This window comes from Streptomyces endocoffeicus, from assembly GCF_016741935.1.
GTDB lineage: Bacteria > Actinomycetota > Actinomycetes > Streptomycetales > Streptomycetaceae > Streptomyces > Streptomyces endocoffeicus.
Window position 1 is genome coordinate 504,719 of sequence record NZ_JAERRG010000003.1, and the last position, 21,357, is coordinate 526,075.

Below are 21,357 nucleotides of genomic sequence, written 5' to 3' on the forward strand. Positions count from 1 at the left end.
GTAAAACAGCAGGTCAGAACCGTGGTTAAAAGCAATGCGCCGGTATTCGGGCCGAAGCGTTGACGTGATAACACACATGGTTTTACATAAACGGCACGCGCGCTTTCCCGAAAGGCAGGCAGGGCAGGAGGAAGGGCCGACCATGCACGACGACCGCCACGCCGTGGAAGAGCGCATCGCGAAGTTCATCGCCGAGCGCCTGCGCCCGGCGCTCTACAGCGATCGCCTCCCGCTGGAGGTCGCCGCCTGGCACATCCCGGGGGAGCCGGTGCCGGTGGCCGACGCGCTGCGCGCCGAGTACCGGCCGTTCATCACCGGCGGCAGCTGGGGCGGCCCGTGGTCGACCACCTGGTTCCGGACCACCGCGACGGTCCCCGAGCGCTGGGCGGGCCGCCGCGTGGAGGCGCTGTTCGACCTCGGCTTCGACCTCTCCCGGGGACCCGGCGGCCAGGCCGAGGGCCTGGTCCACACCGCCGACGGCACCCCGCTGGAGGGCCTGCACCCCCACCACCGCTCGGTGCCGCTGACCACTCGCGCCGCCGGCGGCGAGAGCGTGTGCCTGCTGGTCGAGGCCGCGGCCAATCCGCCCATCGCCGGCAGCGCGGGCATCGGCACCCACTACGGCCACCGGCTCACCGCGGGCGAGGACGACCTGTACCGGCTGCGCCGCGCCGATCTCGTGGTGCGCGAGGAGGACGTCTGGCAGCTCCTGCACGACATGGAGGTGCTGGATGAGCTGATGCGCGAACTGCCCGTCGGGCTGCCGCGCCGCCACGAGATCCTGCGCGCCCTCCAGCGGGCCGTGGACTGCGTGCCCCCGCGCCGGGTCGCCGCGGCCGCCGCGGCGGCCCGCGAGATCCTGCGCCCGGTCCTGGACCGGCGCGCCCACGACTCCGCGCACACCATCGCCGCCGTGGGACACGCGCATATCGACTCCGCGTGGTTGTGGCCGCTGCGCGAGACCGTGCGCAAGTGCGCGCGCACGTTCTCCAGCATGGCCGCGCTGGCCGAGGAGTACCCCGAGCTGGTCTTCGCCTGCTCCTCCGCGCAGCAATACGCGTGGATGCGCGACCACCAGCCGTACGTCTTCGAGCGGATCAAGAAGGCCGTGGCCGACGGCAATTGGGTGCCGGTGGGCGGCATGTGGGTCGAGGCCGACGGCAATCTGCCCGGCGGTGAGGCCCTGGCGCGCCAGCTGGTCCACGGCCGCCGCTTCTTCTCCCAGGAGCTCGGCGTGGAGACCGACGGCGTCTGGCTGCCGGACTCCTTCGGCTACACCGCCGCGTATCCGCAGCTGGCCGCGCTCGCGGGCGCCCGCTGGTTCCTCACCCAGAAGCTGTCGTGGAACGAGACCAACAAGCTGCCCCACCACACCTTCTGGTGGGAGGGGATCGACGGCACCCGGATCTTCACCCACTTCCCGCCCGTGGACACCTGCGACGCCACCCTGTCCGGCACCGAACTGGCCCACGCCGTGGCCAGCTACGCCGACAAGGGCGCGGGCACCCGCTCCCTGGCCCCCTTCGGCTTCGGCGACGGCGGGGGAGGGCCCACCCGCGAGATGCTGGAGAAGGCCCGGCGCCTGGCCGACCTCGAGGGCTCCCCACGCGTCAGGGTCCAGACGCCGTCCGAGTTCTTCCGCGAGGCCCGCGAGGAGTACCCCGACGCGCCGGTGTGGCGCGGCGAGCTGTATCTGGAGACCCACCGCGGCACCTACACCAGCCAGGCCCGCACCAAGCGCGGCAACCGGCGCGGCGAGGCGCTGCTGCGCGAGGCCGAGCTGTGGGCGGCGACCGCCGCCGTCCGCACCGGCGAGCCCTATCCGTACGAGGCGCTCGACGCGCTGTGGAAGCAGGTGCTGCTCCACCAGTTCCACGACATCCTCCCCGGCACCTCCATCTCCTGGGTCCATCAGCAGGCCGAGCAGACCTACCGCGCCATCCACCGCGGCCTGGAGCGGATCGTGGCCCGCGCCGCCGGGCCCCCGGACCCCGCCAAACCGCTCGCCGTGCTCAACGCCGCTCCGCACGCGCGGCGCGAGGTGGTCCTCCTCGACACACCGCCCGCCACCGGCGGCCGGACGCAGAAGCTGTCCGACGGCCGGTACGCGGTGTTCGCCCAGGCCCCCGCGCTCGGTGCCGCCGTCCTCGGCACCGACACCGCCGATGGGCCACGGGTCACCGCCCGGCCCGCCGAGGGAGGCGGATACGTCCTGGACAACGGCGCGCTGACGGTCCGTATCGACGCCGACGGGCTGGTCCGGTCCGCGTACGACCACGCGTCCCGCAGGGAGGCCATCGCGCCCGGTGGCACCGGGAATCTGCTGCGGCTGCACCCGGACGATCCGGTGCGCTGGAGCGCCTGGAACCTGGACGCCCAGTACCGCGACGTCCACCGCGACCTGGACACCGCCACCGCCGTCCACCTCGACGACGAGGGCCCGCTGCTGGCCCGTGTCCGCGTGGCGCGCACCACCGGCCGGTCCGTGGTCGTGCAGCACCTCGCCCTGGCCGCGGGCAGCCGGATCCTGGAGGTCGACACGGACATCGACTGGCGGGAGGAGGACACCGTCCTCAAGGCCGCGTGGCCCCTGGACGTCCACGCCGAACGGGTGGCGTCCGAGATCCAGTTCGGCCATGTCGAGCGGCCCACCCACGAGAACACCAGCTGGGACGCCGCCCGCTTCGAGGCGTGGGCGCACCGCTGGATCCACGTCGGCGAACACGGCTGGGGCGCGGCCCTGCTCACCGACTCCACCTACGGGCACGACGTCAGCCGCCGCACCCGCGAGGACGGCGGAACCACCACGACCCTCCGGCTCACCCTGCTGCGCGGCCCCCACAGCCCCGACCCGCACGCCGACCGGGGCCGGCACCGCTTCCGCTACGCGCTGTGCCCCGGCGCTGACATCGGCGACGCCGTGGCCGGGGGGTACGCCTTCAGCCTTCCGCTGCGCCCGGCCGCCACCCGGCTCGCCGGACCGCCGCTGGTCACCGTGGGCGATCCGGGCGTCGTGGTGGAGGCGGTCAAGCTCGCCGACGACCGCTCCGGCGATGTCGTGGTCCGGCTCTACGAGTCGCGAGGGGGCCGAATCCGTACCACCCTCGCCGCCGGGTTCGCCGTCGAGCGGGTCCGGGTGACCGACCTCCTGGAGAACCCCACCGGCGAACTGGCGCACAGGGACGGGTTGGTGGACCTCGAGTTGCGCCCGTTCCAGATCCTGACCCTCCGGCTGGCGCGCGGGGCGTCGTGAGCCCGCCCTACCAGGAAGTGGACGCCACGGGTCTGCCCGAGGAGGACCGCGGGGTGCTGCGGCGGTGGGTGGCGGAGGGCGGTCCGCGCGCCGTCCGCGCCGCCGTCGTCCTCCTCGCCGCCCAGGGGCTGCGCAACGCCGAGATCGCCCGGCGGCTCGATGTCTCCCGGCAGACCGTGGGCCACTGGCGGCAGCGGTTCGACGCCTCCGGCATGGCGGGTCTGCGGGAGCGCCCCCGCCCCGGGCGGCCCGCCATCATCGACGAGGCCGAGGTCATCACCCGTACGGTCCTGGCGCCCGACGGCGGCGGCGCCTCCCGCGCGGTCGCCCGCGAACTCGGCTACAGCCACGCGGCCGTGGCCGCGATCCGCCGGCGCTGGCGGGTGACACCCGGCAACGCCACCGTCCCCGTGGTGCCCACCCGCCCCCCGCTCCCGGAGGCCGAGGTGTGGGTGCTCGGCCTGTACCTGGACACCCACCGCGCGCTGCTGCTCGTGGGCACCCGCCCGGCCGCCCCTGAGCGGCGCCGGGGCGGCTCGCCCGGCGCGGATGTCATCGCCGCGGTGGACGCGGCGGTGGAGGCCGCGCTGAAGGTCCCGCCGTCCCCGGCGCCGGATCCGCCGCGTGGCCAGGACCGGCTGGCCGGGTATCTGGGCGAGGCCCGGCGCCGCCACCCGGGCGCCTCCCTGCACGCCATCACCCTGTGGGACACCGGGAAGGGCGGGCCGCCGCCCGAGCGGCGCGCCGGAGTGGTCCACCACGCCCTTCCGGCGCGCACCACCTGGCGCACCTTCCTCCGCGCCATGGTCGGCCTGGACTGCACCCGGCACCCGGAGTCCTCGCACCGCGTCTACCTCGACCTGGCCGCCGCCCTCAGGGCTTACGCGGCCCGGCCCGGCGCCGACCGCGGGCGGCCGCCCGTGCGCTGGCTCCGGGAGCCCATCGCCACCCATTTCACCGGCGCCTCCCGGGCCGGTGGCGACCAGCGCCGGGAGTCCTGGGGCGGCGCCAACCAGATCGACCTCGGCTCGTTCAACGAGTGCGTGGTCATCGAGGCGGTACGGCTGGCCGGGACCATCACCCGCGGCGAGATCTCCCACCGCACCGGTCTCACCCAGCAGTCGGTCTCCCGGATCTGCCGCTCGCTGCTGCGGCGCGGCATCCTGGTGGAGGACGACCGGCGGCAGGCCACCTCCGGCAAGCCGCGCACACCCGTGCGGCTGCGCGGCGACGCCGGACACGCGCTGGGCATCCATGTCGACCCCGAGGTGCTGACGGCGGTCGTGGTGGACCTGGACGGCGCCATTGTGCGCAGCCGTACGGAACCCGTCGCGCAGACCGCGAGCCCGGACCAACTCGTGGACCACGTCGCCCGGTTGGGCCGCGGAGTGCTGGACGCCGCGGGTGGCGCGGTGCGGCCCGGCGGGTTCCTCGGCATCGGCGTGGCCACGCCCGGTCCCGTGGACGTGGCCTCCGGCACCGTCCTCGACCCGCCGCTGCTGTCGGTGTGGCGGGATGTGCCGCTGCTCTACATGCTCAAGGACCGCTTCCGCTGCCCCATCGTCATGGAGAAGGACTCCTCGGCCGCGGCCATCGGCGAGCGGTGGATCGGACGGAATCGGCGCGCCCGCGACTTCGTGTACTTGTACCTGGGCACCGGGGTCGGCGCCGGGCTGTTCCTCAACGGCGACATCCACCGCGGGATCAGCGCCAACGCGGGGGAGTTCGGCCAGTTGTGCGCCGTCGCCCTGGAACGGGTGGGCGCGGACGGCAGACCGGAGATCCTGCCCGAGTGCAATCCGCCGGTGTCCATCCCCGGCACGGCCGCCCGGCTCGGCATGGCCCTCGGCCCGCGCGCCGCTCACGATCCGCGCGAGGCCCACCGGGCGGTGAGCGCGGCGGCGGGGGCCGGTGACCCGGTGGCCGAGCAGGCCGTGCGCCACGTCGCCGGGGCCATCGGCAGGGGAGCGCTGTCCCTGGTGGACCTGCTGGACATCGATCTGATCGTGCTCGGCGGGCCGTTCTTCACGGACGGGGTCGCCGACCTCTACACGGACGAGATCTCCCGTATCGTCAACGACTTCCCGACCGCCAGACGACTGCGCCGCGTCGATGTCGAACGGTCCGTGCTCAGCCGCGAGGCCGCCGCCGTCGGCGCCGCGTCGACCATCTTCCACGCCACGTTCACCCCGCGGCTGGCGGGCCGTCCCGCGCCCACGAGGCGGTGAACGGATGACCGGGAACAGGATTTTGTCAACGGGCTTTGCAAAGTGGGGCCGACTCGGTACGGTCCCCTTACGCTCAACGGACGCGGCCCATCCTCTCACCGACGCTCGCATCCGTGCGGCGCCCCAGGCGCGACGGCGCGCGCTGTGCCCAACCCCCTTTGAGAATCACACTTCTCCCCGGAGGTTCCCCGTGCACAGGAAACGTCCCGACCTGCCCAGCCCCGGCCCTGACCTGCCCACCCCCGGCCCCGCCCGGCGCCGCTCCGTGATGAAGGCAGCGGCCGGCGCCGTCCTGATCACCGCGGCGAACGCGCCCGCGTGGGCCGCACCCGTCCGCAGACGGCCGAAGGCGGGCCGGGTGCTGGTGTTCTCCAAGACGGCGGGCTTCCGCCACGACTCCATCCCCGATGGCATCGCCGCCATCCGGCAACTGGGCACCCAGGCCGGGTTCGCCGTCGACGCCACCGAGGACGCCGCCGCCTTCACCCCCGGCAACCTCGCCCGCTACGCCGCCGTGGTCTTCCTGTCCACGACCGGCGACGTCCTCGACACGGGCCGGCAGACGGCCTTCGAGGGTTATATCGCGGCGGGCGGCGGCTACGCGGGGGTGCACGCCGCCGCCGACACCGAGTACGACTGGCCGTTCTACGGCGGCCTGTGCGGTGCGTGGTTCCAGTCCCATCCGGCGATCCAGCGGGCCACGGTGAAGGTCGAGGACCACGCCCACCCGGCGACGGCCCACCTCGGAAACACCTGGGTCCGCACCGACGAGTGGTACAACTACCGCACCAACCCCCGGGGTACGGCCACCGTGCACGTGCTCGCCGCGCTGGACGAGTCCTCGTACGGCGGCGGCACCATGAACGGCGATCACCCCATCAGCTGGTACCAGGCGTACAAGGGCGGCCGGGCCTTCTACACCGGCCTCGGCCACACCAAGGAGTCCTACGCCGAGCCCGCCTTCCGGCAGCACCTCCTCGGCGGCATCAGCTACGCCATGGGCGTGGCCAAGTGACCCCTGACGTGCCGCGCCGGCGGTTCATGGCCCTCGCCGCCACGACCACCACGGGCCTCGCGGCCACCGGCCTGCCCGCCGGGGCCGCCCACGCCGCGCGGCACGGCGGCCACCAGGCGGCGGACCGGCCGCTGGCGCTGTGGTACCGCGCGCCCGCCGCCGACTGGCTGAGCGCCCTGCCGCTGGGCAACGGGCGGCTCGGCGCGATGGTGTTCGGGGGCACCGAGACCGAGCGGCTGCAGCTCAACGCGGACACCCTCTGGGCGGGCGGGCCGCACGAATACGACAACCACAAGGGGCTGGCCGCCCTGCCCCGCATCCGGCAGCTCGTCTTCGACGGCAAGTGGCCCGAGGCCGAGACGCTGATCAACTCCGACTTCCTCGGCGTGCCCGGTGGCCAGGCCCAGTACCAGACCGTCGGCAGCCTGCTCCTGAGGCTGCCGACGGGCGGCACGGTGTCCGGCTACCGGCGGGAGCTGGACCTGGACTCGGCGATCGCCACCACCACCTACACCCGCGACGGTGTGACGTTCACCCGTGAGGCGTTCGCCAGTGCTCCCGACCGTGTCATCGTCGTCCGGCTGTCCGCTTCGAAGAAGGGCGCCCTGTCCTTCGACGCCACGTTCGACAGCCCGCTGCACACCTCCCTGTCCTCGCCCGACCCGCTCACCGCCGCGCTCGACGGGACCGGAGACGCCACCGGCGGGGTGGACGGCGCGGTGGGATTCCGCGCGCTCGTGCGGGTGCTCGCCGAGGGCGGTACCACCACCAGCGCGGGCGGGACCGTCACCGTCCGGGGCGCCGACGCGGCCACCGTCCTGGTGGCCATCGGCACCACCTATGTGAACTGGGAGAACGCCCATGGCGACGCGGCGGGCCGGGCGGCGGGGGACCTCAACCCGGCGGCGAACCGCCCGTACGGACAGCTGCGCGGCCGCCATGTCGAGGACCACCGCGCGCTGTTCCGCCGTACCGCGCTGGACGTGGGCACCAGCGACGCGGCGGCCCTGCCCACCGACGAGCGCGTCGCCCGCTTCGCCTCCGGCGGCGATCCGCAACTGGTCGAGCTGCACTTCCAGTACGGCCGCTATCTGCTCATCGCCGCGTCCCGCCCCGGCACCCAGCCGGCCAACCTCCAGGGCATCTGGAACGACCTGACGAGCCCGCCCTGGGGCTCGAAGTACACCATCAACATCAATACGGAGATGAACTACTGGCCGGCCGCCCCCGCCAACCTCCTGGAGTGCTGGGAGCCGGTCTTCGCCCTGCTCGACGAGCTGGCAGTCGCCGGGCGGTCCACGGCGCGCACCCAGTACGGCGCGGACGGCTGGGTCACCCACCACAACACCGACGCCTGGCGCGGCACCGCGCCCGTGGACGGCGCCTTCTGGGGCATGTGGCCGATGGGCGGCGCATGGCTGTCCATGGCCATCTGGGAGCACTACCGGTACACCCGCGACACGGCGAAACTGCGGGCGCGCTACCCCGTCCTCAAGGGCGCCGCCCAGTTCTTCCTCGACGCGCTGGTGACCGACCCGGCCACGGGCGCGCTCGTCACCTGCCCCTCCGTCTCCCCCGAGAACGCCCATCACGGCGGGGGCGGCGGCTCGCTGTGCGCCGGGCCGACGATGGACACGCAACTGCTGCGCGACCTGTTCGGCGCCGTGGCGTCGGCCGCCGACCTCCTCGGCACCGACGCCGCCTTCCGGGACCGGGTGCTCGCCGCGCGCGGACGGCTCGCCCCCATGAAGGTCGGCGCGCGGGGCCAGCTCCAGGAGTGGCAGCAGGACTGGGACGCGGGCGCCCCCGAGCAGCAGCACCGCCATGTCTCCCATCTGTACGGGCTGCATCCGAGCAACCAGATCAGCCGGACGCGCACCCCGGACCTCTTCACCGCGGCGCGCACCACCCTCGTACAGCGCGGTGACGCGGGGACCGGATGGTCGCTCGCCTGGAAGATCAACTTCTGGGCGCGGCTCCAGGAGGGGGACCGCTCCTACAAGCTGCTCACCGATCTGCTCACCCCCGAGCGCACCGCCCCCAACCTCTTCGACCTGCATCCGCCGTTCCAGATCGACGGCAACTTCGGCGCCTGCGCCGGAGTGACCGAATGGCTGCTGCAGAGCCAGCACGACGAACTGCACCTGCTGCCCGCCCTCCCGCCGCATCTGCCGGACGGCAGCGTGCGGGGCCTGCTGGCGCGGGGCGGATTCGAGGTGGACGTCAGCTGGCGGGGCGGAGCGCTGAGCGAGGCGCGGCTGGTGGCCCGGGCCGGCGGGCCGACCCGGCTGCGTACGGCGAAGGCCGTGCGGGTGACCTCCGGGGACGCACCCGTCGCCACCACCCGGCCGGAGCCGGGCGTCACGGCCTTCACCGCGAACGCGGGCGCCACCTATGTGGTCCGTCCCGCTTGAGCGTGGGCTCGGCTGCCGGTGGCCGGCTTCCGGGCGTCGAGGCGGATGTCCATCAGCCGACTCCGCGCAGCAGGGCGGGCAGGCCGGCCACCGAGTCCAGCACATGGGTCGCCCCGGCCGCCCGGAACGCCTCGTCGCCATGGGCCCCGGTGCGCACCCCGGCGACCAGCCCCGCCCCGGCCCGTACGCCGCTGAGCATGTCGTAGGAGGTGTCGCCGACGACGGCGACCTGGGCCATCCCCTCGGCGGCCTTGGTCCGCAGGAACGCCTCCAGCACCATGTCCGGGTACGGCCGCCCGCGCCCGCCCGCGTCGGCGGGGCACAGGGTGAGCGGCACCAGACCGCGCCAGCCGAGCGCGTCCAGGATGGCGTCCTGGGTGACACGGGCGAAGCCGGTGGTGAGCACGACGGTGCGGCCGTCGGCGGCCATTTCCTCGACGGCCTCGCGGGCGCCGGGCACGGGGGCGATCAGACCGCCGTCGACGAGTTCGCCATACGCCCGCTCGAAGGCGGCGTTGGCCCGCCGGGCCGGCTCCTCGGCGCCGAACAGATGGCGGAAGACGGAGATCTTGGACTCGCCCATGGTGGCGCGCACATAGGCCAGCTTCCCGGCGTGGTCGGGGGTGCCGGGCTCGACGCCCAGCTCACCGGCGGCGGCGTCGAAGGCGCGCTCGACCAGTCCGCCGTCGGCGACGGTGGTACCGGCCATGTCGAGGGCCACGAGGCGGATGCCGGGGGTGGCGGTGGTCATGTGTGTCACCAGCCCAATTCGTTCGCGGTGGTTTCGGCTATCGCGGGCGAGCAGGTCATACCGCGCCCGCCGGGCCCGGTGACCAGCCAGACCCCGTCGCGCACCCGCTGGCGGTGCACGACCCGGCTGCTGTCGGTGCACTGCGCGTACACCCCGGCCCAGCGGCGCCGGACCTTCGGCAGCGGGCGGCCGAGGAGGGACTCCACGACACCGGTGAGGTGGTCGTAGGGGTCCTCGAGGGTGTCGAAGGCGAAGGGGTGCTCGTACTCGTGGGTGTCGCCGATGGTCAGTCCGCCGTCGGCGCGCTGCACCATCAGCAGCTGCATGCGGTGCTCCGCCGCCGTAGCGGCCTGCGGCTGCCGCCCGTTCAGCTCGTCCAGGGCGGGGGAGGTGTACGCCGGGTAGTAGCGGAAGCTGTCGGAGTCGGCGACCGAGGTGGTCAGCGGCTCGCCGAGCGGGTCGGTCTGCATCATCTGGAGCCGGACGCGCCGTACGGGCAGGTCAGGACCGGCCAGCTCGCGCACCAGACCGCCCAGCCAGGCGCCGGTGCACAGCACGACGGCGTCACCGGTGTGCACCTCGCCGTGGTCGTCGCGGACGGCCCGCTCGCCGATCACCTCCCGGACCTCGCGGCCGGGCAGGAAGGTGTACCGGGGGGACTTCCGCAGCTCGGCGCGCAGCGCGACCTGGGCGGTGCGCGGCTCGACGGCCGCGTCCCGCTCGCAGTACAGGGCGGCGTCGAACTCCCCGCGCAGGGCGGGGTTGAGGGCCCGCGCCTCGTCCGGGGTCAGCAGCTTGTGGCCCCGCGCGGCGGCGTCCGCGCGGGCCACGGCGGCCTCGGCGACGGCCAGCTCCAGCCCGCCGCGGATCGGGGTCAGGGAACCGTTCGGGCGGAAGCCCAGCGCCGGGACCCGGCGGCCGATGTCCTCCCACAGCTCCCGGGCCCGCAGCGCGGTGTCCAGCTCCTCGCCGCCCGCCCGGCCACTCACCCAGATCTGGCCGAAATTGCGGAGCGAGGCGCCGCGAGCCTCCGTCTCGCGCTCGATCTGTACGACCTCATGGCCGCGTTCCACCGCGTGCCAGGCGTGCATGGTGCCCACCACGCCGGCTCCGACGACTATCACTCTCACGTCCGTCACGCTCCATCGCATCGGGGAGCCGGAGGCATCCGGCTGACAACGAAAGCGTGACCCCGGCATCATGTTTGGGCTAGACCCGTTATCTTTTCGTTATGTCGCAAGAGTGAGTAAAGGGGGATTTTTCAGCCGCGCAGATGTGTCGTAAACGAGAACCGGTCACCCCGGTACAGCGTCCGCACCCGCTCCAGCGGACGGCCCTCGGTGTCCCGCGAGACACGGTGGATGAGCAGCATCGGAAGCGCCGGCGGGGTGCCGATGAGCAGGGCCTCGCGCGGCGTGGCGAGCACGGTCTCGATCCGCTCGTCGGCGTCGCCGAAGGCGATGCCCCGCTCGGCGAGATACGCGTAGAAGGAGGAGTCCGGATCGAAGGCGGTGTCCAGATCGGGCACCCGCGCCTCGGCCACGTACGTGCTCTCCAGCCCGACCCGCTCGTCGTCCGCGAGCAGCACCCGCTCCAGGTGCCAGACGGGCTCGCCCCGCGTCAGACCGGTCTCGGCGGCGAGCGCGTCCGGGCAGGGGAAGCGGTCCAGGGTGACGAGCGAACGGCCGGGGGTGCGCCCCTGGCGCCGTACGCCCTCCGTATAGCTGGCCAGCGACAGCGGCTGCGCCAGCTTGGGCCCCGCCACCACCGTCCCACGGCCCCGCCGCCGCAGCTTCCCCTCCAGCACCAGCTCGCGCAGCGCCTGCCGGACCGTCTCCCGCGCGACCTCGAACCGCTCGGAGAGATCGCGCTCGGTGGGAATGGGCGCGCCCTCGCTCAACTCGTCGACGAGCAGGGCGATACGCGCCTTCACGGCGTAGTACTTGGGCACCCGGCCGTGCTCCGGGATGCCGGAGCGGACGGGGGCGCCGGGGGCCTGGTCGTTCGGGTAGTCCACGCGGAGATCGTCGCAGACGGGGCGCGGGCTCCGGTGGTGGCCGCCGTCGGCCCTGTTCCGCCCGGTGCCGCTACCGGGCCCCCGAGGTACCGGACTCCAGCAGCCGGCCGCCGTCCCAGACCACACCGACCTGGCGGTAGTACGCGGCGATCGGCTCGCGGACCTCCAGCCGGGCCAGCTCCTCGGTGGGGGAGTCGAACAGCTCCAGTTCGGCGTCGCCGACCCACGGCTGACCGCCCTCGAAGGAGGCGGCGCCGGACTCGATCAGCTCGTCGAGGGCGAGGCCCTTGCCGTTCTCGATCGACGGCAGCCGGCGGTGGTGGGCCATCGGGTGGCCGTTGACGAAGCCACCGGTCCCGGAGGGCTCGCGCAGGGTCACCACGGCCTGGGCGAGGCGCCGGTCGGCGGCGGCGAGGGTCGCGCCGAACCGGGCGCCGGCCTCGACGCGCGGGGCGGGCCCGTACGGGTGGGGGCGGGTCTGGTGGATGGAGCCGAGCTTCTTCGGATAGCCCTGGTGGAGGCCACGGGCGAGCGCGAAGTCCTTGTCGACCCAGATGTAGACACAGCGGGAGTAGGTGCGGCCCCGGTACGTACAGCGGACGACCGCGAAGGTCTCCTTGTACTGGGAGAGCACCGGATCCAGCAGTTCCCGTCCGCCGGCCGCGCAGGACTGCCAGTCGGCCCAGATCAGCGCGACCGCCCCCGGGTCCTCCTCGGCGGGCTCCAGCGGCTCGGGCAGGAGTTCGCGCACCCGCGCGGGGTCGGTGCGGTACTCGATGGTGAGCAGATCGCCGGAGTAGTGCCAGGGCGGGGCGGGGATGAGGGACGCGGCGCCGGTGGCGGTCCTGGGCGGGAAGTAGCCTCGGACGCTGGTCATGCCGTCACGCTCCTGACGCGGAAGGGCGGAAGGGATGAGGGGTTCAGGAACGGCCGTCACGCCCGCGCGAGCCGCTCCAGACGCTCATGGAGCTGGTCGACATAGCCCTCGGACTCCGGCTTCATCAGCACACTCCGCAGGACGCGGGCCCCGTCGGCGTCCCGGACGAGCTTCGGATGGAGAGCCGTGAGGCGATCGGCGCCGACGCGGAGCGTGCTCACGAAGACGGGGTCGCTGTCCGTCATCCCCTCCTGGAGGATGCGGTCGCTGGCCGCGTCGATCTGCGACAGCGTGGCGGCCTCGGTCACCGGGAAGTAGCTGACGATGTCCAGCTCCGGGGCCTGGTACAGCTCCAGGTGCGGCGAACCCTCGATCAGTTCGGCCCAGCGCAGCGCCGCCCGCCGGCCCGCCGCGAGCGACTGCCCCAGCCCCTCCCGCGTGGGAGGTATCAGCTGGAACGTGAGCCACAGCGCGGCGGCCGCCGCGCCCGCGCGGGAACACTCCAGGCTGATCTCCCCGAGGTGCAGTTCCTCGGAGGTGAAGTAGGTGTACGGCGAGTCATGCAGATAGAACCGGCCCACCGAGGGATCGCGGAACAGGACGGCGCCACAGCCGTACGGCTGGAGGCCGTGCTTGTGCGGGTCCACGACGATGGAGTCGGCTTCGGCGATGGCCCGCCACGGCTCCTCGGGCAGGCCCTCCGGGCCCGGCGCCCCGGCCAGCAGGGTGAAGAAGCCACCGTAGGCGGCGTCGACGTGGACACGGACGCCGTAGCGCTCGCGCAGCGCCAGCGCCTCATGGACCGGTTCGACGGCTCCGAGCCCGGTGGTGCCCGCGGTGAGCACGACGGTGCCGACGCGGCCGGTCCGCAGGACCCGCTCCAGCGCTTCGAGATCGATCCGGCCGAGGTCGTCCACCGGGACCGGATGGCCCTCCACCCCCAGGACGCCGCACATCCGGCCGTGGGTGTAGTGGGCCTCGGTGCTGTAGGCGACGCCCTTGCCGGGGTGCAGTTCGCGGGCCACGAAGAGCGCCTCGAGGTTGGCGATGGTGCCACTGGTGGTCAGGTGGCCGAGGTGGGTGTCGTAGCCGAACATCGTGGCGAGCTGCTGGACGGCCTCCCGCTCCATCTCGGCGGTGGCCGGGCCGCCGTCCAGAGCGTGGTTGTTGGGATTGACCAGCATCGCCGTGAGGTAGCCCACGACCGCCGCCGGATGCGGTGGCTTGAGCATCTGGCCCGCGTAACGGGGGTGGAAGAAGGGGTAGTTGTCCTTGAGCCGCTCGGTGAAGGCCTCGAACACGGCGGCGAACCGGGCGTCGTCGACCGCCAGCGCCGGATGGGCCTGGTAGGGGCCGAAGCTCTTCACCCATTCGGCGTTCGACGCCACGGCCGTGGCGAGCCAGGCATTCAGATCCATGTGGTCCACTCCTTGGTCGGGCCGGAGGTCTTGTTGAGGGCTGCTGGTGCGGGCAGGACTGCTGGTGCGGTCAGGGCCGCTTGGGCGGGCGGATGCCGCGGAACTCCCAGTCTCCGCCCAGGGCGGTGGACAGGACTTCCTCCGATTCGGTGGGCTGCGCTCCGACATCGCCGCGGATCGGGGTCGGTCCGGTGACGATGTGGTTGGTGAGCCGCCCCAGGCCCGCCACCTCCACATCGACCACGTCGCCGGGCTGTACGGGGCGGGAGTTGGCGGGGGTCCCGGAGAGCAGCACATCACCGGGGTGGAGGGTGATGGTGCGGGCGATGTCGGCGACGAGATAGTGCATGTCCCACTCCATCTCGTCGGTGGATCCGTCCTGCGCCAGCCGGCCGTTGACATAGGTGCGCAGATACTTGCCGCGGAAGTCCCAGTCGGTGACCAGCCCCGGCCCCAGTGGGCACAGGGTGTCGGACCCCTTCACCCGGAGCATCGAACCGGCGTCGGTGTCCCGGAAGTCGTGCAGCCCGTAGTCGTTGGCGATCGTGTAACCGGCGATGTGCTCCGCCGCCCGGTGGGGCGCGATGTTCCGGGTGGTCTTCCCGATGACGATCGCCACCTCGCCCTCGTAGTTGAGCCACTTGCAGCCCTCGGGGCGGACGACGGCGCCCCGGTGGGAGTTGAGGGCCGAGGTCGGCTTGTGGAAGTAGGTGGGGGCGGCGGGGAGCCGGACCTGGAACTCGGCGACGCGGCTGCGGTGGTTGAGGTGGACGGCGATCACCTTGGAGGGGACCACGGGAGGCAGGTGGTGTGCCTCGTGGATCGCGACGCGGCGGCCGTCGCCGGTGACGAGTTCATCGCCCTCGCGGACGGTCTCCACGACGGCGCCGTCGAGGAGGACGCGGCGGTACTCGGGCATATCGGCTCTCCTCAGACGGGGCTGGGCCCAGTGGCGGCGGACGTGGCCGGGCCGGTGCCGGTCCAGCCGTCGGCCGGGCGGTCGAACCAGAGGTGGGCCTGGCCGGTGCCGACGGAGTTCTCGTACGCACCGTACTGGCGGGCCGGGGCCACGCACCCCCGCTCGCCGAGGGCGCCGGCCATCATCAGATAGTGGAAGAACTTCGCCTCGGGCTGGTGGGTCCAGAATTCGTCCATGGTGTCGACGACCTTGTCGTGGCGGCCCTCCTTGAGCCATGCGATGCGCTCCTCGTCGGCCGCCCTCGCCCGCGGGGTGAAGACATGGCGCGGGTCGCTGGCCTCGTGGTCCCGGATCTCGCGCAGTGGCCAGAAGGTGTGCGAGAGGGCACCGGAGGCGATCAGGAGCACGCGGCGGCCGGGTGTCGCGGCGATGCCGTCGGCGAGCGCCCGGCCCAGCCGGAAGTGGTCCTCCATGTCGCCGGTCTGGCACACCCCGATCGTCATCCACCGCTTGCCGGGCAGCCCCTCGCCCAGGAACTTCCAGAGGTTGACGGTGGCGTAGTGGATCGGCAGGAAGGGGTCGTCGATCGGGGTGATGAAGGTGCCGTGTGCCTCGGCGAACCGGGCGACGGCGTGGGCGAGTTCGGGGTCGCCGGGGAAGTCGTACGGCATCCGGCACATGCCCCGCGGCAGCTCGTCGGAGGTGAACAGCCCCGCGCGCCGCGAGTGGGCCGTCACGACGAACTCGACCGTGGTGGCCCAGTGGGAGTCCAGGACGACGACGGTGTCGTAGCCATCGCGCCCGAAGACGTCCTCGCGGAGCTCCCGGAGGCCGGTGACCAGGGTGATCTCCTTGCCCTCGTTGAGCTCGCGCCGGGTTTCCCCGGGGAGCACGATGGTGGGGACATGGGCGAGCAGCCCGGCCCCGACGATCTCACCCATGGTCGCTGAATCCCTTCGGGGCGGTCACGCGGTTCTTCAGATCGCAGTAGAAGTCGAAGCTCCAGGTGCCGCCCTCGCGGCCGACGCCGGAGAGCCGGGAGCCGCCGAAGGGCGCCCGCAGATCGCGTACGAAGAAGCAGTTGACCCAGACCGTGCCCGCCACCAGCCGGGCGGTGACGCGTTCGGCACGCCGGTGGTCGCCGGTGGCCACGGTGGCGGCCAGCCCGTAGCGGGTGTCGTTCGCGAGATGGATCGCCTGCGCCTCGTCCGCGAAGGTCTGCAGCGTCAGCACCGGGCCGAAGACCTCCTCCTGCACGATCTCCGAGTCCTGGGCGACGTCGGTGAGGAGGGTGGGCCGGTAGTACAGCCCCCCGAGCCGGTTGTGGGAGCCGCCGCCGAAGACCACGCGGGCACCGGCCGTGATCGCCCGCCGTACGAAACCGTCGACCCGCTCGATCTGGCGGGGGTGGATGGTGGGCCCGATGTCGGTGGCCTCCTCGCGTGGATCGCCCTGCGTCAGCCGGGCGGCTCCGCGGATGAAGCGGTCGGTGAACTCGTCCGCGATCGACTCCTCGACGAGGAGGCGGGTGGCGGCCAGACACACCTGCCCGGCGTTGTCGAACTGCTCCACGGCAAGCTCGACGGCCAGCTCCAGATCCGCGTCCGCGAACACCAACAGCGGGGACTTGCCGCCGAGTTCGAGGCTCAGCGGGGTCAGGTTCCGAGCGGCCGAGGCGGCGATGCGCCGGGCGGTCGGCACCGAGCCGGTGAAGCTGATCCGGCGGACGTCCGGGTGCGAGGTGAGATCGTCGCCGATCTCGGAGCCGTAGCCCTGGACCACGTTGAGGACACCCGGCGGCAGCCCCGCCCCGGCGGCGATGTCCGCCAGCAGCGAGGCGGTCAGCGGGGACCACTCCGCGGGCTTGAGGACCACCGTGTTCCCGGCGGCCAGGGCCGGGGCGACCTTCCAGGTGGCCAGCATCAGCGGGGCGTTCCACGGCGTGATCAGCACACAGGGGCCCGCGGGGTCCCAGCTGACGTGGTTGGTGTGGCCGGGGTCGGTGGGGCCGCCGGTGTGCGTCATGAGGTCCTCGTGGCCCAGGGACAGCAGCCAGTCCGCGAAGAAGCGGAAGTTGCGGGCGGCGCGCGGTATGACACCCCGGCGGTGCGAGCGCAGCAGCGCGCCGTTGTCGGTGGTCTCGACGATCGCCAGCTCCTCGAGGCGCTCCTCGATGCCGTCGGCGATGGCGTGGAGGACGCGGGCGCGCTCGGCCGGGGGAGTGGCGGCCCAGCCGGGGAAGGCGGCCTTGGCGGCGGCCACGGCGGCCTCGGCCTCGTCGGCGCCGCCGCGGGCGATCCGGGTGAGGGTGCTGCCGTCGATCGGCGAGACATCGGGGAAGGTGTCGGTGGACGCCACGCGCCGGCCGCCGATCCAGTGCCGGGTGTCGACGGCGACCCCGGCGATCCGCGCCTCGCTCACAGCTGTGTCCGGCCCTTGGGGCATGTCCCGGTCCTCCATTTTGTTTGGCCCCAAACAAGCTAAGGGTGCCGCGGGGCCGGGTCAAGGTCGCCCCGGCGGCCGGGGCCCTGGGGGAGCCGCTCCCAGGAGGTGTCCGGGGCGCGGTCACTGGCGGGATCGGCGGCCCGAACGTCGCGGGGCGAGATCCCTTCCGTCGAGCAGCTGCCGTCGGCGCTCCTCGCCGTGCTCCTCCAGTTGCGCCACGATGGCGCGCAGCCCATTGGCGAGCCGCAGGCACTCCTCGGCGCTCAACGGGGTGGCGACGAACGCCTCTTCGGCGTTGAACGCGGGGAAGAGGCGCTCCATGAGCTCCTCGCCCTCGGGCGTGAGCGAGAGCAGCACGCGCCGCCCGTCCTCCGGGTGGGGTGCGCGGGCCACGAGGTGACGCGACTCGAGGGTGCGCGCGATCCCGGTCAGCGTCCCCTTGGAGATGCCCGCCTCCTCCGCGACCGACCAGGTCTCGGCCTCGCCCCAGATCCACAGCACCCACAGCACCACGAAGCCGGTCCAGGTCAGATCGTGCGGGCGCAGCGCGGAGTTCTCCAGGTGCTGGCGGACGGCCGCGGCGGCGCGGTGGATATTGGCGATGGCCGCCATCTGCTCACGCTGCAACTCGAAGCCGCCCAGTCGTTCCTGGACGGCCTGTTCGGTCTCGGCGATGGATCGGCGGCGCCCGGGCACGGTGGATCCTCCTCGGCTTCGGGCGGCCTGGGCCGCCGGGTGATTCGTTCGCGCTCAAATGTAGCCCCGGGCGCGCCGGGTGCCGGGCGACGGCGGTGCGCGGGGCTGGGTGGCGGCGGTGCGCGGGGCTGGGTGGCGGCGGCGCCCGGGACCGGGGGCGGCTATGTCCCGGCCTGCGGGCGGCCACGTTCGGGCCTGTGGGCGGCCACGTTCGGGCCGTATCGCGGCAACCCTTGTGGACGGCCCGGCCGCCTCGTATCGTGTGGCCTCTCTCGTTTGGCATCAAATAATTCCGGAGCGACCATTGAGCGCCGAGACAGCCGACCGGGTCCACCGGAGGACCGAGGCGCTCGCTGCCGAGGGCATCGACGTCATACGCGTCGCCTATCCCGACATGATGGGCTCCGACCGCGGCCGGGACATCCTGCTGCACCACCTGCCCCACGCGGTCGGCCACGGGCTCGCCTTCAGCCGGGCCGTCTACCACACCGCGGCGCTGGGCGATCACTCGTACATCCCCGGCGGCCTCGAAGCCGGTATGCCGGACTTCCTCGTCCGGCCCGACCTGACCACGCTCGTCCCCCTGCCATGGGAGCCGGGCGTGGCCTGGTGCATCGGCGATGTCCGGGACCCGGCCACCGGACTGCCCGTGCCCGAATCGCCACGGGACCTGCTGCGCCAGGTCATCGGCCGGCTGCTCGACGCGGATCTGACCGCGGTCGTGGGTCCGGAGCTGGAGTACGTCCTGCTCGACCCGGACCCGGACTCGCCCGTCGGCTGGCGGCGCCACGCCCCCGCCCCCGGCCATGTCTACACGACCGGCCGCGAGGGCGACCCGGACGGGCACCTCCTGCGCACCCTCCGGGCGTTGCACGCGCTCGGGCTCGACGTCAGCGGCGGCAACCGGGAGTTCGACAGCGGCCAGTTCGAGATCAACCTCAGCCACTCGGAGGCGCTGGACGCGGCGGACCGGGCCTTTCGCTTCAAGGCCGCGGTCAAGGAACTCGCCCATGCGGAGGGCAGGTTGGCCACCTTCATGGCCAAGCCGTTCAACGACGGAGGCGGCTCGGGGTTCCATGTCCATCTGTCCCTGGTGGACGTGGACGGGCGCAACGTCTTCGACGCGCCGCGGGAGCCGTACGGGCTGTCCGCCTTGGCGCGCCACGCCCTGGCGGGAGTGCTCGCCCACGCCCCCGCGCTCTCCGCGCTGCTCAACCCCACCGTCAACTCGTACAAACGCTTCGGCCCGGACACCACGGCCCCCTGGCTGGTCAACTGGGGCCTGGACAACCGCAACGCCCTGGTGCGCGTCCCGCCCGAGCGCGGTGGCGCCGCCCGACTGGAGGCCCGCCTCGGCGACGCCACCGCCAACCCCTATCTCGCCATCGCCGGTCTGCTCGCCGCGGCCCACCTGGGCATCGCCGCCGCCGAGGAGCCCCCGGCGCCGATGACCGGCGAGGGCCGGGACAGGGGCACCGCCACCCCGCTGCCGACCGGCCTCGGTCAGGCCCTCGACGCCCTGGAGGGCGACGACCAGCTCACCGATGCGCTCGGCAAGCCCTTCGTCGACGCCTTCCTCACCTTCAAGCGGGACGAACTGGCCAGGTTCCAGCGGTACGTCACCGACTGGGAGTTCCGCGAGTACGCGCGGCTCATCTGAGGCGGGTCCCCCCAAGGCGTCGGCGGTCTCGCGGCCCCGCCCCGCGAGCGGCTTTCGCGGTTCCGGGGTGGCACCGGTCAGTGGCCGCGGGTGCGCTCAGCGCCGTACTGCTCGTCGGTGACGTGCTCCAGCCAGGTGGTCTCCGGCCGGTCGTCGCCGGGAGCGGTGCCGTCCCACAGCGCCAGGTGCTCCATGAAACGGTCCTCGGTGGCGCCGTGCCAGTGCTCCTCGCCGGGCGGGCAGGCCACCGTCTCGCCGGGGTGGGCCTCGAAGACGGTGCCGTCGCGAGTGCCGATCAGCGCGATCCCGGCAACGACGTGGAGGGTCTGGCCGACGGCGTGGTGGTGCCAGGCGGTGCGGGCGCCCGGTGCGAAGCGCACCATGTTGGCGCGGATCCGGGAAGGCTCGGTGCCCGCCTGGATGACGTCGAACCACACGTCTCCGTTGAACCACTCCGCCGGGCCCTTGCCGGTGGCCCGCGGTTCCTTGAATTCCATCGCGCGCTGTTCCTCTCGTATCCGTGGTGGCGGCGGTGCGTCGGTGACGGGCCGCCCGGGGTGGCGCGGCGTCAGCGTTCCAGCAGGCGCATGCCCGCCTCGGTGTGGGTGTCGCCGACGGCCGGCGGCAGACCGGCGAGCCGCTCCAGCTGTGCGGAGGTGAGCTGGACGCTGTCGGCGGCCGTGTTCTCCTCCACCCGCGCCACGCGCTTGGTGCCGGGGATGGGAGCGATGTCGTCGCCCTGGGCGAGCAGCCAGGCCAGCGCGATCTGGGCGGGGGTGGCTCCCGCGTCGGCGGCGATGGCCTGGACCTCGTCGGCGATGGCCATGTTGCGCCGGAAGTTCTCCCCGGTGAAGCGCGGGTTGCCACGCCGGAAGTCGCCCTCCTCGAACGCGGCCTCGTCCCGGACCGCGCCGGTCAGGAAGCCGTGTCCGAGCGGGGAGAAGGGGACCAGGCCGATGCCCAGCTCGCGCAGCACGGGCAGGACCCGCTCCTCGAGCCCCCGCGTCCACAGCGAGTACTCGGACTGCACCGCGGTGACGGGGTGGACGGCGTGGGCGCGGCGGATCGTGTCCGGCCCGGCCTCGGACAGGCCGAAGTGCCGGACCTTGCCCTCGGCGATCAGCTCCGCGACGGCTCCGGCGGTCTCCTCGATGGGCGTGTCCGGGTCGACGCGGTGCTGGTAGTACAGGTCGATGTGATCGGTGCCCAGCCGCTGCAGCGACCCTTCCACGGCCGCGCGGATGTTGGCCGGGCCGGAGTTCAGGTTCCACACACCCGCCCCGCCGTGGTCGATCAGACCGAACTTGGTCGCCAGCACCACCTGGTCACGGCGGCCCTTCAGGGCCTGGCCGAGGAGGTTCTCGTTGGTGTAGGGGCCGTAGATCTCGGCGGTGTCGATGAGGGTGACGCCCAGGTCCAGCGCCCGGTGGACGGTGCGGATGGACTCCGCGTCGTCGGTACCGGCGCCGGTCAGCCCGTGGGACATGCCCATCGCGCCGAGGCCGATCCGGGAGACCTCCAGGTCGCCCAGGTTGATGTACTTCACGTTCGATCGCTCCTTGTGGTGGTTCGCCCTCGTGGCGGTTCGCCCTTCCGGGCGGGTTGCCCTTCCGGGCGGGTTGCCCTTCGGGGCGGGTGACGGCGGGGCCGTGCGGGTCAGGACC

Annotated in this window: 15 protein-coding genes and 1 pseudogene; 5 read left to right on the forward strand and 11 right to left on the reverse strand. The window is 73.1% G+C overall.

Going from position 1 to position 21,357, the window contains the following annotated elements:
* Nucleotides 1-142: 142 nt before the first annotated feature.
* The 4 genes and pseudogenes from JK364_RS12400 to JK364_RS12415 all read left to right on the forward strand — a co-directional run bounded on the left by JK364_RS12400 (nt 143) and on the right by JK364_RS12415 (nt 8,910).
* On the forward strand, nt 143-3,253 hold the full coding sequence (locus JK364_RS12400) for an alpha-mannosidase (RefSeq protein WP_201850622.1): 3,111 nt from the start codon (nt 143-145) through the stop codon (nt 3,251-3,253).
* Complete coding sequence (locus JK364_RS12405; RefSeq protein WP_201850623.1) at nt 3,250-5,481, forward strand: ROK family protein; 2,232 nt, start codon at nt 3,250-3,252, stop codon at nt 5,479-5,481. The genes JK364_RS12400 and JK364_RS12405 overlap by 4 nt, the downstream gene beginning before the upstream one ends.
* A gap of 268 nt (nt 5,482-5,749) precedes the next feature.
* Nucleotides 5,750-6,493 (forward strand): annotated as a pseudogene (locus tag JK364_RS12410) (ThuA domain-containing protein); the annotation flags it as partial.
* A 29-nt stretch (nt 6,494-6,522) separates the two neighbouring features.
* Nucleotides 6,523-8,910: a glycoside hydrolase family 95 protein gene (locus JK364_RS12415; RefSeq protein WP_230991865.1), complete on the forward strand. Its 2,388-nt coding sequence runs from the start codon at nt 6,523-6,525 to the stop codon at nt 8,908-8,910.
* Nucleotides 8,911-8,962: 52 nt separating this feature from the next.
* Here the strand turns inward: JK364_RS12415 and JK364_RS12420 are convergent, their stop codons facing one another.
* The 9 genes from JK364_RS12420 to JK364_RS12460 form a co-directional block, all read right to left on the reverse strand.
* Nucleotides 8,963-9,661, reverse strand: a complete 699-nt coding sequence (locus tag JK364_RS12420; protein ID WP_201850629.1) for an HAD family hydrolase — start codon at nt 9,659-9,661, stop codon at nt 8,963-8,965.
* A gap of 5 nt (nt 9,662-9,666) precedes the next feature.
* Entirely contained in the window at nt 9,667-10,791 is a 1,125-nt protein-coding gene (locus JK364_RS12425; protein ID WP_201850631.1) for a TIGR03364 family FAD-dependent oxidoreductase, read from the reverse strand.
* A gap of 131 nt (nt 10,792-10,922) precedes the next feature.
* Entirely contained in the window at nt 10,923-11,678 is a 756-nt protein-coding gene (locus JK364_RS12430; protein WP_201850633.1) for a GntR family transcriptional regulator, read from the reverse strand.
* A gap of 70 nt (nt 11,679-11,748) precedes the next feature.
* On the reverse strand, nt 11,749-12,555 hold the full coding sequence (locus JK364_RS12435) for an acetoacetate decarboxylase family protein (RefSeq protein ID WP_201850634.1): 807 nt from the start codon (nt 12,553-12,555) through the stop codon (nt 11,749-11,751).
* A 56-nt stretch (nt 12,556-12,611) separates the two neighbouring features.
* Nucleotides 12,612-13,973, reverse strand: coding sequence for a pyridoxal phosphate-dependent decarboxylase family protein (locus tag JK364_RS12440; protein WP_201850635.1), 1,362 nt, complete (start codon nt 13,971-13,973; stop codon nt 12,612-12,614).
* Nucleotides 13,974-14,043: 70 nt separating this feature from the next.
* Nucleotides 14,044-14,892 (reverse strand): fumarylacetoacetate hydrolase family protein, encoded by an 849-nt coding sequence (locus JK364_RS12445; protein WP_201850636.1) that lies wholly within the window; start codon nt 14,890-14,892, stop codon nt 14,044-14,046.
* Between the two features lie 11 nt (nt 14,893-14,903).
* The gene (locus JK364_RS12450; protein ID WP_201850638.1) at nt 14,904-15,833 is read right to left on the reverse strand and encodes a 3,4-dihydroxyphenylacetate 2,3-dioxygenase; all 930 of its coding nucleotides are present in this window, start codon (nt 15,831-15,833) and stop codon (nt 14,904-14,906) included.
* The gene (locus JK364_RS12455) at nt 15,826-17,337 is read right to left on the reverse strand and encodes an aldehyde dehydrogenase (protein WP_201850640.1); all 1,512 of its coding nucleotides are present in this window, start codon (nt 17,335-17,337) and stop codon (nt 15,826-15,828) included. Before JK364_RS12455 ends, JK364_RS12450 begins: the two co-directional genes overlap by 8 nt.
* 120 nt (nt 17,338-17,457) lie before the next feature.
* A complete protein-coding gene (locus tag JK364_RS12460; protein WP_201850642.1) occupies nt 17,458-18,033 on the reverse strand; it encodes a MarR family winged helix-turn-helix transcriptional regulator in 576 nt (191 codons plus the stop codon).
* Nucleotides 18,034-18,337: 304 nt separating this feature from the next.
* Between JK364_RS12460 and JK364_RS12465 the strand changes: the two genes are divergently transcribed.
* Nucleotides 18,338-19,693 carry a glutamine synthetase family protein gene (locus tag JK364_RS12465; RefSeq protein ID WP_201850644.1) on the forward strand — a complete coding sequence of 452 codons (1,356 nt, stop codon included), beginning with the start codon at nt 18,338-18,340 and terminating at the stop codon, nt 19,691-19,693.
* Between the two features lie 77 nt (nt 19,694-19,770).
* Here the strand turns inward: JK364_RS12465 and JK364_RS12470 are convergent, their stop codons facing one another.
* Nucleotides 19,771-20,190, reverse strand: coding sequence for a (R)-mandelonitrile lyase (locus JK364_RS12470; RefSeq protein WP_201850646.1), 420 nt, complete (start codon nt 20,188-20,190; stop codon nt 19,771-19,773).
* A 71-nt stretch (nt 20,191-20,261) separates the two neighbouring features.
* Nucleotides 20,262-21,239 (reverse strand): aldo/keto reductase, encoded by a 978-nt coding sequence (locus JK364_RS12475; protein ID WP_201850648.1) that lies wholly within the window; start codon nt 21,237-21,239, stop codon nt 20,262-20,264.
* Between the last annotated feature and the right edge of the window lie 118 nt (nt 21,240-21,357).

Coding starts and splice junctions, on each gene's coding strand:
- JK364_RS12400 (WP_201850622.1), top strand. CDS start 143: ATGCACGACGACCGCCACGCCGTGGAAGAGCGCATCGCGAAGTTCATC.
- JK364_RS12415 (WP_230991865.1), top strand. CDS start 6,523: ATGGCCCTCGCCGCCACGACCACCACGGGCCTCGCGGCCACCGGCCTG.
- JK364_RS12420 (WP_201850629.1), bottom strand. CDS start 9,661: ATGACCACCGCCACCCCCGGCATCCGCCTCGTGGCCCTCGACATGGCC.
- JK364_RS12435 (WP_201850634.1), bottom strand. CDS start 12,555: ATGACCAGCGTCCGAGGCTACTTCCCGCCCAGGACCGCCACCGGCGCC.
- JK364_RS12440 (WP_201850635.1), bottom strand. CDS start 13,973: ATGGATCTGAATGCCTGGCTCGCCACGGCCGTGGCGTCGAACGCCGAA.
- JK364_RS12445 (WP_201850636.1), bottom strand. CDS start 14,892: ATGCCCGAGTACCGCCGCGTCCTCCTCGACGGCGCCGTCGTGGAGACC.
- JK364_RS12450 (WP_201850638.1), bottom strand. CDS start 15,833: ATGGGTGAGATCGTCGGGGCCGGGCTGCTCGCCCATGTCCCCACCATC.
- JK364_RS12455 (WP_201850640.1), bottom strand. CDS start 17,337: ATGCCCCAAGGGCCGGACACAGCTGTGAGCGAGGCGCGGATCGCCGGG.
- JK364_RS12470 (WP_201850646.1), bottom strand. CDS start 20,190: ATGGAATTCAAGGAACCGCGGGCCACCGGCAAGGGCCCGGCGGAGTGG.